Here is an 11,873-nt window from a genome sequence, read left to right on the forward strand (position 1 = left end):
CCCGCTTGGGGGCGCGGCTAAATTAAGACGCTAAATTAAAACCATGTGGAGGAGAAGCATGAGAACCACCATTACCGGGCTCGCCATCGCCGCGAGCATTTTGGGCACGCTGGCAACCGTCGGGACGGCCGCCGCTGACACCGCTAACATCTGGGTGCGCGCCGACGGCTCGAACTTCATGCCGCGCATCGTCGATGCCTTCAACAAGGGGCATCAGAACCAGATCAAGCTCGACATCATCCCCAACGCCGAAATCATCCCGAAATACGGCGCTGCCGCCGCCGGTGGCACGGCACCCGATGCGCTGTCGCTCGACCTGATCTACACGCCGTCCTTCGCCGCCGCCGGCCAGCTCGAAGACATCACCGACTGGGCGAAATCGCTGCCTTATTTCGCCAGCCTGTCGCCGGCGCATGTCAAGACCGGCACCTATAAGGGCCGCATCTACGGGCTGCCGTTCTCGGCCGATAGTTCGGTGCTGATCTGGAACAAGAAGCTGTTCAAGCAGGCCGGCCTCGATCCGGAAAAGGGCCCGACCAACTGGGCCGAAATCGAAACCGACGCCGAAAAGGTCAATGCGCTCGGCGGCGACATCAAGGGCTTCTACTTCTCCGGCAATTGCGGCGGCTGCAACATCTTCACCTTCACGCCGCTGATCTGGGCCTCGGGCGGCGACATCCTGACGGAGGACGGCTCGAAGGCGACGCTGGACACCCCGCAGATGCGCGGCGCCATCGACCTTTACCGTTCGATGGTCAAGAAGGACCTGGTGCCTTCAGGCGCGCAGACCGACACCGGCTCCAACTTCTTTGCCGCCTTCGCCACCGGCAATATCGGCATCTCGCCGTCCGGCGCTTTCGCCATCGGCGCGCTCAACACGCAATATCCCGACATCGACTACGGCATCACCTTCCTTCCCGGCAAGGATGGCGGCTGGTCGTCGTTTGCCGGCGGCGATAATTTCGTCGTCACCAAGGGCACCACCAAGGTCGCGGTGGTCAAGGAGTTCCTCGATTTCGCCTATTCGCTCGAGGGCCAGACCATCCTGGCGAAATACGGCAGCCTGCCGGTGCGCGGCGACATCGCCAATGAGGCGCTGAAGGATCTCGACCCGCGCTACAAGGTCGCCGCAGAGGCCATGGCCAAGGGCCGCACGCCCTATTCGGTGGTGTTCAACGACCTGATCAACTCGGCCAACGGTCCGTGGAACCAGATGATGAACGAGGTCTTCTTCGGCGAAGACGTCGACGGCGCCATCGCCAACGCGCAGGAAACGATGCAGTCGATCATCGATTCGGCGCCGCAGAAGTAGCGCCGGCGCCCACCTCCCCCTCGAGGGGAGGTCGGACCGCAGGTCCGGGTGGGGTCATCGCGGCAGTGCGCCGACAGAAAGAACCGTCGGCGCGCTTCGCGGAGGACCCCACCCCCGGCCTTCGGCCGGACCCTCCCCTCAAGGGGGAGGGGGACGTCCCGCCAATGGAACAACAGGCATGAGCACCATCACAGTACGCCGTCGCAACGTTGGCTCCCCCTTCTCCCCTTGTGGGAGAAGGTGTCGCCGAAGGCGACGGATGAGGGGTGCTCCAGCTTGGCTCGGACGGCATTCCTTCCAACACCCCTCATCCGTCTCGGCGCTTCGCGCCGATCCACCTTCTCCCACAAGGGGAGAAGGAGAAGGCCAGCGATGACCACCATCACAGCAACCACCGCCGCGCCAGCGCGCGCATACAAACTGGTCGGCGCCGGCCGCCGGCAGTGGATCGGCCTGCTTTATGTCGCGCCGGCCGTCGCGCTTGTCGTCGTCTTCTTCATCGTGCCGCTTTGCATGACCGCCTGGATGTCGCTGCACAACTGGCCGCTGATGGGCGCGCATAGCTTCATCGGGCTCGACAATTACTGGGCGATCCTGCGCGATACCCGCTTCTGGAACGCGCTGAAATTCACCGGCTATTACACGGTGGTGGTGACGATCGCGATCTTCGCCGTCGCCTTTCCGCTGGCGCTGTTCATCGAAAGGCCGCGGCAGCTGACCGGCTTCTACCGCACGTCCTTCTTCATGCCGGCGGTCATCGGCTTCGCCTCGGCCAGCCTTTTGTGGTCGTGGCTGCTCAATGTCGATTCCGGCCTGTTCAGCCCAGCCGCTTTCGAGCTCGGCCTGACCGAGAAGAAATTCAACCTGCTGGCGACCTTCCAGCCGGCCTTCTGGTCGATCATCGCCATGGTGGTGTGGAAGGTGGCGGGCTTCACCATGATCATCCTGATGACCGGCCTGCAGTCGATCCCGCCGGATCTGCAGGAAGCGGCGATGATCGACGGGGCAGGGCCATTCGCACGGTTCCGGGCGATTACCTTGCCCTTGATGCGCCGCACGCTGGCGCTGGCGCTGATCCTGTCGGTCGCCGGCTCGATCCTCGCCTTCGACCAGTTCTACATCATCCTGCGCGGCGGCCCGCGCAACCAGACGCTGACCGCCGTCTACTGGATCTTCAACCAGTCCTTCGTGTCGTTCAAGCTCGGCTATGGCGCGGCACTGTCGATGGTCCTGCTGGTCATCCTGGTGGCGCTCAGCTTGATCCAGCTGCGGTTGCTGCGCAATCCGGAAGGGGTCGACTGATGGCGCAGGCTCGCACCCGCAAACGCCGCATCGGCATGCAGATCGCCGAGCACTCGACCGGCATCATCGCATCCATACTGTTCCTGGCGCCGATCGCCTGGACGGTGCTTTCGGCCTTCAAGCCGGCGCAGGAGGCGCGCCAGCCGCCGCTGCCGCCGTGGCCGACCAGCGGCATCTCGCTCGAGAACTACGCCACGCTCAACACCTTTGGCGACGGCCTCTGGCTGCCGGCGCAAAACAGCATCTACGTCTCGGTCATGACCGTGGTGCTGTCGGTGATCGTCAGCGTGCTCGCCGGCTACGGTTTCTCGCGCTTCCGCTTTCCGCTGAAGAACCTGCTGTTCGTCGTCATCCTGTCGACGATCATGATCCCGTTCCAGTCGATCCTGACGCCGATCTTCCTGGTACTGACCAAGATCGGCCTGCACAACACGCTGACCGGGCTGGTCTGCGTCTACGTCACGCTGCAGCTGCCGTTCTCGATCTTCATGATGCGCAACGCCTTCGATGCGGTGCCGCGCGAGATCGAGGAGGCCGCGCGCATGGACGGCGCCAACAACGTCACCATGCTGTTGAGGGTGATGCTGCCGCTGGTCTGGCCGGGCATCGTCACCATCGCGCTGTTCGCCTTCCTCGGCGCCTGGAACGAGTTTCTGGCTGCGCTGGTGCTGATGACGGACCAGTCGAAATTCACGCTGCCGATCATGATGACGGCGCTGCAGTCCGGCCGCTTCGGCGCCATCGACTGGGGTGCCGTGCAGGCCGGCGTCACCGTCATGATGGTGCCGTGCCTGGTGCTCTTCCTGCTGCTGCAGCGCTTCTACATCCGCGGCCTGATGGCAGGGGCCGTGAAGTGACCACAAGAAATCGAACGGGAGTAAATTGATGACCGCATCGCAATCCGCCAGTCAGGGCGCCAAGCCGAAACTCGCCTTCCGCCCGCTGCCCGTGCCGCAGGTCGATGTGCGCGGCTTCTGGGGCGACCGCGTCGATGCCGTCGCCTCAAAGACCGCCGGCATCCTCTACGACCGCTGCGTCGAGGCGCGCATGCTCGAGCAGATCGACCCGGACCGGCCATCGCCCGGCGTCGTCATTCCGTTCCACTCACCGTCGCCGGACGAGGCGGCCACCGCCAGCAATGAGTTCACCGGATCGACGGTGACGACGCAGATGTTCTGGGACTCCGATTGGGGCAAGACCATCGAGACCGCCGCCTATTCGCTCTATCGCCGCCGCAACGACGAGCTCGAGAAGAAGATCGATGCCGTCATCGACATGTATGGAAAGCTGCAGCAGCCCGACGGCTATCTGTCGAGCTGGTACCAGCGCATCCAGCCCGGCCTGCGCTGGACCAATCTGCGCGATTGCCACGAGCTCTATTGCGCCGGCCACCTGATCGAAGGCGCCGTCGCCTACTACCAGGCCACGGGGAAACGCAAGCTGCTCGACATCATGTGCCGCTACGTCGATCATATCGCCGAGACGTTCGGTCCCGAGCCCGGCAAGAAGAAGGGCTATTGCGGCCATGAGGAGATCGAGCTGGCGCTGGTCAAACTGGCGCGGGTGACGGGCGAGCGCAAATACATGGAGCTTGCCAAATATTTCATCGATCAGCGCGGGCTTGAGCCGCATTATTTCGACGAGGAGGCGCGCGCCCGCGGCGCCGACCCCAAGGCCTATCATTTCAAGACTTACGAATACAACCAGTCGCACAAGCCCGTACGCGAGCAGGACAAGGTCGTCGGCCATGCGGTGCGGGCGATGTATCTCTATTCGGGCATGGCCGACATCGCCACCGAATATGGCGACGACACGCTGCGGGTGGCGCTCGACCGGCTGTGGGACGACCTCATGACCAAGAACCTCTACGTCACCGGCGGCCTCGGGCCGTCATCGCACAATGAGGGTTTCACCGCCGATTACGACCTGCCCAACGACACCGCCTATGCCGAGACCTGTGCTTCGGTCGGCCTGGTGTTCTGGGCAAGTCGCATGCTCGGCATGGGTCCAAATGCGCGCTACGCCGACATCATGGAGCGGGCGCTCTACAACGGCTCGATCTCCGGCTTGTCGCTCGACGGCTCGCTGTTCTTCTACGAGAATCCGCTCGAAAGCCGCGGCGCCCACCACCGCTGGAAATGGCACCGCTGCCCGTGCTGCCCGCCCAATGTCGGGCGCATGGTCGCCTCGATCGGCAGCTATTTCTACGGCCTGTCGGACGACGCACTCGCCGTCCATCTCTATGGAAACGGCACGGCTCGTTTCGATATCGCGGGCCGGCAAATAGAGCTCACCCAGACCAGTAACTATCCCTGGGACGGCGCGGTCTCGATCTCTGTCGAACCGGAAGCTCCGACCGCGTTCACTTTGCACCTGCGCCTGCCGGCCTGGTGCCGCAAGGCAGCGCTCAAGGTCAACGGCGCCGATGTCGATCTGGCTGCCATCAGCAGCGACGGCTATGCCGCGATCCGCCGCGAATGGCGCAAAGGCGACCGCGTCGAGCTCGACCTCGAAATGGCCGTCGACCGCCTCTACGCCAACCCGCAGGTGCGGCAGGATATCGGCCGCGTCGCACTGGCGCGCGGCCCGCTGATCTATTGCGTCGAGGAGACCGACAATTCCAGCCAGCTGCACCGCATCGCTCTGCCGCGCACGGCCGACATCGAGGCGCATCAGCAGCCGAACCTTCTGGGCGGCGTTGTGACACTTTCGGCGATTGCCAAAAAGGAGGCTTTCGAAAACTGGGAAGAGGGGCTCTACCGCACCGAACCGCCGGCGCTCGAGGGCGCGAAAATCACCGCCGTGCCGTACTTTGCCTGGGACAACCGCGATCCCGGCGAGATGCTGGTCTGGCTGAGAAGCGCGGAGTAGGCTGGGCGCGGCAGCGGCTCAAAGTACCTCGACCGCAGTCGCGAATATGTAGCCGGCGCCACGCTCCGTAACAATGAGCTTCGGCTCGCTCGGATTGACCTCGAGCTTGCGGCGCAGCCGCAATATCTGCACGTCGATGCTGCGGTCGAACACCTCTTCGTCGTGCACGCGGCTGGCAGCGAGAAGCTGCTCGCGGCTCAGGATCTGCTGCGGCGATTTCAGGAACGCCGTCAGCAGGTTGAACTCGCCGGCGGTCAGCGGCGTTGCCTCGCCCGCCGCCGACCTCAGGCGCCGCATCCGCATGTCGAGCTCCCAGCCGGCAAAACGATAGCGTATGGGTTTCTTGCCGCGCGGCTGCGGCTGCGTCGACCGCGATCGCCGCAGCACGGCGCGAATGCGCGCCAGCAGCTCCCTGAGGCCGAAGGGCTTGGTGATGTAGTCGTCGGCGCCGAGTTCCAGGCCGACGACGCGATCCACCTCGTCGCACCTGTGGCCGGTGATGATGATGATGGGCGCTTCCGGCGGACTGCCGAGTTGCCGCATGATGTCGAACCCGTCCTCATCGGCAAGCCGCATGTCGAGGATCGTCAGGTCTACGGGCTTTTCATTGAGGACGCGCGACATGGCCCGGCTGTCGGCGACCGCGCTAACCCTGAAGTTTTGGCTCTCCAGGTAATTGGTGAGCATATCGCGAATTTCGGGGTCGTCGTCGACGACAAGGATATGCTTCGGCGCCGCTGGCTGCTCGATACTGCCTTTCGACTGCTGTTCGTGGCGAATGTTTTGTTCGGCTGACATCTCGCACCGTCCGCAAGCATGGAACTCATGACCGAGCCGTTGCTTTATTTAAACGTCGATTTTCGGCGATTTATTGGTGAACGCCGATGATCTACGTGATCGCACACCCTGCCACAGGCTCGCTCGATGGCACATCAGCAGATTGGTAAGGTTCGGGCGGGGCTTTTTGTTCCGCTTTGCCTGGCAATGGCGGCACCTTTTGCGTTGGCCCAGAGCAATCAGCCGGCCCCGCCGATGGGCGAGCCGATTGCACCGATCACGGCCAGCGGCCCCTCCGACCGGGCGAAGATCGCGCTTGGCGAGAGCCTGTTCAACGATGCCCGCCTGTCGCATGGCGATGTCGTCGCCTGCAGTTCCTGTCACAGGCTCGATTTCAGCGGCGACGACGGTCTGGCCCGTTCCGTGGCGGCGGATGGCAAGCCGCTCGATTTCAACACGCCGACCGTCTTCAACGCGGCGCTCGATTTCCGGCTGAACTGGCGCGGCAATTTCCGCACTTTCGAAGAGCAGAACGAGGCAGCCCTGCTCGATGACAGGCTGATGAATACGAGCTGGGAGGAATTGCTGACCAAGCTGCGCTCCAATGCTGAGTATTCGCAGCGGTTCGCGAGGGCCTACGGCGCCATTCCCGACCGGACAAGCGTGCTCGATGCGCTTGTTGTCTTTCAACGGTCGCTGATCACGCCCGATGCCCGTTTCGACCGCTATCTCAAGGGCGAACGCGACGCCATCACGACCGACGAAGAGCACGGCTATCAATTGTTCAAAGCGTATGGCTGCGTCGCCTGCCACCAGGGCGCCAACGTAGGCGGCAATCTGTTTCAGAAATTCGGCATCTTCCAGGATCCCTTCGCTCGCCAGAAGACCCTGACCAAGGCGGATCTCGGCCGCTTCGCCGTTACCGGCGCCGAGAGCGACCGCCATGTGTTCCGCGTTCCCAGCCTGCGCAACGTCGCGGTGACGGCGCCGTATTTTCACGATGGCCGCACCGCATCGCTCGCAGACGCGGTGAAGATCATGGCGCGCAACCAACTCGGCCGGGAGCTCGACCAGCGCGATGCCGATCTCATCGTCGAATTCCTCGGGACACTGACGGGCGAGTATCGCGGCCGGCCGTTGACCAGCGCAGCCGATCGTCTGCAACAATGAAGTCGCTACGCATCCTGGCGCCGATCGTTGCCTGCCTGCTCATCGCCCTGACCTACCTCCTGGTGCAGGGCACGGCTCCCGATGCGGCGCGCCACGAGCGCACGCTCGATGCGCTCAGGACGGTCATCCTCTATAACGCCGCACTCCAACGCGATGTTTTAAGGGCACGCGCGGGACTGCTGCGCAGCTACGATCCGCTTGTGCGGTCGATCGAGAACCTGGATGAGGCGACGCAGACGCTGCCGGCTGCCCGCTACGCAGCAAGCGGCGAAACACGGGCGGACATCGACAAGCGGATCGCCGAAGTCATCGCCGCGATCCGCGACGAGGAAGCGCTCGTCGAGAGGTTCAAGTCCGATAACGCGCTGCTGCAGAACTCGCTGAACTTTTTCAACTATATGAGCGGTCGTCTCACGAGCGAGGGTGACGGCCTTCGAGCGGTCGAGATAGGAGCCCTGATGGTCGCAATGTCGCGGTTTATCAGCGATCCCCAGCCGGATGCGGCAAAAGCAGTAACCGCCGCACTCGACCGGCTGGCAAGGCCCTCCGTCGATGCCGTGCCTGCAAGCGATGTACTCTCGCTTGTCTCCCACGGCCGGCTTATCGTCACCAGGCTTCCGGCGGTCGACGATCTCGTCGCCCGCCTGCAGACCGCGCCGACGAGCGAGCGGGCTCGCGCGCTGCAGGACGTCTATCTCGGTGCGCATGGGCGGGCCGCGGCGCGGGCCGAACTGTTCCAGACGCTGCTTTATGTCGCCGCGTTGGGCCTCGTCGGCTATGTCGCCTACCTGTTCGCCCGCCTGCGCCGCAACGCGCGGATCCTGCGCGAGCGGCTGGAATTCGAGGACCTGATCGCCTCGATCTCCACGCAGTTCATCAATCTGCCGCGTGACCGCATCCGCGCCGGCATCAGCAAGGGCCTCGCGCGCCTGGTCGAACATGCCGGGCTCGACGGCGCCCAGATTTTCGTCAGCCACATCGCCGATCCTTCCGGCGGCTACTTCTATCGCCGTCCGGGCGGGAGCAGGCCGGCCCGCCTGTCGAAGGACATGATCGAGCTGGCTTCACGCTGGACGCTGGCCGACCACGAGCGGCAGGGCTGCATCGACGTTCCCCGCGTCGGCGAGCTTCCCGAGGGGCGGGAGAAGGCATCCCTGCAGGCGCACCAGTTTCGATCGTGGCTGTGCATACCGATGTGGCATGCCGGCGAGCGGTTGGGTTTTCTGGCTCTCGATACCGTCACGCACGAAAAGCATTGGGCCGACGACGACATTGCACTGCTGCGCACCGCGGCCGAGATTTTCGCCAATGCCATCGTGCGCGAGCACAACGAACGCGAGCGTGAGGCACTGCAGGCGCGGCTCAATCAGTCGCAACGGCTGGAAGCGATCGGGACGCTCGCCGGCGGCATAGCGCACGAGTTCAACAACATCCTCGGTGCCGTCCTTGGTTACAGCGAGATGGCGCTGGCGGTGCTGCTGAAGGAGTCGCGCGCGCGGCGCTACGTCCAGCAGATCATGCAGGCCGGCAGGCGGGCGCAGGACGTCACCGAGCAGATCCTCGCCTTCGGCCGTCGTCACGAGCGGCAGCATCACGCGCTGCGGGCGGAAGCCGTGGTTGCCGAAGCGATCGACCTGCTGCGCGCCTCGTTCCCCGCCACGCTTTCAGTGCAGACGCGTCTTGCAGCCGCGGATGCGGCGATGATGGGCGATCCGACCGAGCTTCAGCAGGTGGTGATGAACCTCGGCACCAACGCGGCGCAGGCGATGAACAACCGCGGCGCATTGGAAATCGGTCTCGACACGACGGAATTCGTCGAGGCGCGGATGCTGTCGCACGGCAACCTGCCTGCCGGGCGCTACCTCCGCCTTGCCGTCAGGGACACCGGCAGCGGCATGGATCAGGCGACGCTCGAGCGTATCTTCGAGCCGTTCTTCACGACCAAGCCGGCAGGGCAAGGCACCGGGCTCGGCCTGTCGACGGTGCACGGCATCGTCATAGCGCACAGAGGCGCGGTCGACGTGAACAGCGAGCCCGGCGAAGGCACGACCTTCGAGATCTATTTTCCGCGGATCGAGGCCGCCGAAGCAACCCAGAACGAGGACGAGAGCGACGCCGCCGAGGTGCCGGTCAAGCATGGCAACGGCGAGACGATCCTCGTCGTCGACGACGACACGCCGCTGATGCAACTTGCGGAGGAAATGCTCGCCGCGCTCGGCTACGAGCCGGTCGGGTTCGACCGCAGCCCCGCGGCTCTCAGCGCATTTCGCACCGATCCGGAACGCTTCGACCTGGTGCTGACGGACGAGGTCATGCCCGACATGACAGGGATCGAATTCTCCGGCCGGTTGCACAAGATCCGGCCCGACCTTCCGGTCGTGCTGATGACCGGTTACGGCCGTCAGCTGCGGTCGCGCCAACTGACGGCGGCCGGCATAAGCGAAGTCGTCAAGAAGCCGCTGCTGTCGGCCGCCGTCGCACAATGCCTTGCCCGCCATCTGCATTCAGGCTGATCACGGCTGGCCGGATTTCTTCGTTACAACCGTAACCAAAATCCCAGCTGGCTGAAATCGACCCGTAGCCGGGCCAGTCGATGGTCCTCCCGCGCTCAGACCATGATCCCGAAAAACCGGGAACCGGCGTTTTGGAAAGGTCATGGTCTCTTGAGGAAGGAGAAATCTTATGGACGCAACCATCACCGAGGTAACGAAACAGGCGAATGACGTCGCAGAACTGTCGCCCGAAAGCCTTGTGCAACTCGGCCTCGGCTTCTGGGCATCGAAGACGTTGCTGAGCGCCGTCGAACTTGACCTTTTCACGGAGTTGGCGGCCGGACCCCTCGAAGGGGAAACACTGAGAAACCGGCTCGGACTGCATGAGCGGGGAGCGCAGGATTTCTTCGACGCGCTGGTTGCGCTGCGCATGCTTGAGCGCGAGGGCAACGTCTACTGCAACACGCCCGTGACTGACCGCTACCTTGACCGCAACAAGTCGACCTATGTTGGCGGGATGCTCGCCAGGGCCGGTCAGCTGCTTTACGCGAACTGGGGCTCGCTCACCGACGCGCTCAGGACGGGCAAACCGCAAAACGGCACCCAGGACGGCGAAGATCTGTTCGACATGCTGTTTTCGGACCCGGACAAGGTAAAGATGTTCGCGCAGGCGATGACCGGCGGCAGCCTCCAGGTGGCGGAGGCGCTCGCCCGGCATTTTCCCTGGGTGGACTATTGTACCTTCATCGATATCGGCACAGCCGAAGGCAGGCTTCCGGTCGAGGTCGGCCGCGCCCATCCGCATCTCACCGGCGGCGGTTTCGACCTGCCGCCGATGCGGCCGGTGTTCGAGGCCTATGTGGAGCGGCACGCACTTGCAGACCGGCTTCGGTTTTATCCCGGCGACTTCCTTGCCGAGCCGCTGCCTTCCGCCGACGTGCTGGTGATGGGTCATATCCTGCACGACTGGAACCTGGAGGTGAAGCGCGCGCTGCTGGCAAAGGCCCATTCCGCGCTGCCGAAACAAGGCGTGCTCATCGTCTACGACCAGATCATCGATGACGAGCGACGGGACAACGCTGCGGGTCTGCTGATGAGCCTCAACATGCTGGTCAACACCAATGGCGGGTTCGACTACACGCGCGCCGACGGCATGGGCTGGATGCGGGAGGCGGGCTTTGCGGAGGTCCGCTGCGAGCATCTCGCCGGGCCTCACTCGATGATCGTCGGCATGAAATAGCAGCGGAGAAGCTGATGACACGAAGAGCTCTCATCGCAATTGCCGCCCTTGGCCTGGCCGCAGCATTCACCGCCGCAACGCTCAACCAGGGTGAGGTCGGCGCGGCGTCCGCGACCGCTTCGATCGAGCACGGTCGATACCTGGTGAAAATCGGCGGCTGCAATGACTGCCACACGCCAGGGTACCTGGAGAAGGCCGGCAACGTTCCGCAGGATCGATGGCTGATCGGCGATTCGCTCGGCTTCAACGGGCCGTGGGGTACGACTTACCCGACCAATCTTCGCCAATTTTTGCGGACCATGGACGAGGACGACTGGGTACAGTTCGCGCGCACGATCGAGACGCGCCCGCCCATGCCATGGTTCAACCTGCGTGCCATGAGCGAGCCCGACCTGCGCGCCATCCACCGATATGTGCTTTCGCTCCCGGCAGACGATACGCCGGTTCCGGACTATGTGCCGCCCGGTCGTCCGCCGAAGACGCCGCATATCGTGTTCGTTCCGCGGGCGCCGAAATCATAGTGGCGTCCGAACGCCGGGCGCAGGGTGGTTCTCCGCTTGCGTGGTATGCCAGGCACGGGCGCCTGTTTCAGTCGTAACGCAATTCCCGATTCCGGAAATCACGTTGTAGCACCGATCTCCGATCGTGACGGTCGGGCCCTGGGCGGTCATCAGGCTGCCCAGCGGTCACAAATCCCGGATAAATCGAT

General features: G+C 63.9%; 9 protein-coding genes. 8 read left to right on the forward strand and 1 reads right to left on the reverse strand.

What is annotated here, in order from left to right; genetic code table 11:
• The first annotated feature begins 58 nt into the window (after positions 1–58).
• From NKH99_RS07530 to NKH99_RS07545, 4 genes are all read left to right on the forward strand, one after another.
• A complete protein-coding gene (locus NKH99_RS07530; protein ID WP_352873973.1) occupies positions 59–1,312 on the forward strand; it encodes an ABC transporter substrate-binding protein in 1,254 nt (417 codons plus the stop codon).
• Positions 1,313–1,684: 372 nt separating this feature from the next.
• Entirely contained in the window at positions 1,685–2,614 is a 930-nt protein-coding gene (locus NKH99_RS07535) for a carbohydrate ABC transporter permease (protein ID WP_352452309.1), read from the forward strand.
• Complete coding sequence (locus tag NKH99_RS07540) at positions 2,614–3,471, forward strand: carbohydrate ABC transporter permease (RefSeq protein WP_023674366.1); 858 nt, start codon at positions 2,614–2,616, stop codon at positions 3,469–3,471. The genes NKH99_RS07535 and NKH99_RS07540 overlap by 1 nt, the downstream gene beginning before the upstream one ends.
• A gap of 28 nt (positions 3,472–3,499) precedes the next feature.
• Positions 3,500–5,485 (forward strand): glycoside hydrolase family 127 protein, encoded by a 1,986-nt coding sequence (locus NKH99_RS07545; protein WP_353013406.1) that lies wholly within the window; start codon positions 3,500–3,502, stop codon positions 5,483–5,485.
• Between the two features lie 18 nt (positions 5,486–5,503).
• On the opposite strand, the gene NKH99_RS07550 is transcribed toward NKH99_RS07545, so the two are convergent.
• On the reverse strand, positions 5,504–6,283 hold the full coding sequence (locus NKH99_RS07550; RefSeq protein WP_353013408.1) for a response regulator: 780 nt from the start codon (positions 6,281–6,283) through the stop codon (positions 5,504–5,506).
• 234 nt (positions 6,284–6,517) lie between these two features.
• Between NKH99_RS07550 and NKH99_RS07555 the strand changes: the two genes are divergently transcribed.
• From NKH99_RS07555 to NKH99_RS07570, 4 genes are all read left to right on the forward strand, one after another.
• Positions 6,518–7,432, forward strand: coding sequence for a cytochrome-c peroxidase (locus NKH99_RS07555; protein WP_352685504.1), 915 nt, complete (start codon positions 6,518–6,520; stop codon positions 7,430–7,432).
• The gene (locus NKH99_RS07560; RefSeq protein ID WP_353013410.1) at positions 7,429–9,945 is read left to right on the forward strand and encodes a two-component system VirA-like sensor kinase; all 2,517 of its coding nucleotides are present in this window, start codon (positions 7,429–7,431) and stop codon (positions 9,943–9,945) included. Before NKH99_RS07555 ends, NKH99_RS07560 begins: the two co-directional genes overlap by 4 nt.
• A gap of 169 nt (positions 9,946–10,114) precedes the next feature.
• Complete coding sequence (locus NKH99_RS07565) at positions 10,115–11,164, forward strand: methyltransferase (protein WP_353013412.1); 1,050 nt, start codon at positions 10,115–10,117, stop codon at positions 11,162–11,164.
• Positions 11,165–11,178: 14 nt separating this feature from the next.
• Positions 11,179–11,685, forward strand: coding sequence for a hypothetical protein (locus NKH99_RS07570; RefSeq protein WP_352474406.1), 507 nt, complete (start codon positions 11,179–11,181; stop codon positions 11,683–11,685).
• Positions 11,686–11,873 lie beyond the last annotated feature (188 nt).

The organism is Mesorhizobium sp. M0854, assembly GCF_040319815.1.
In the GTDB taxonomy this organism is placed as follows: domain Bacteria; phylum Pseudomonadota; class Alphaproteobacteria; order Rhizobiales; family Rhizobiaceae; genus Mesorhizobium.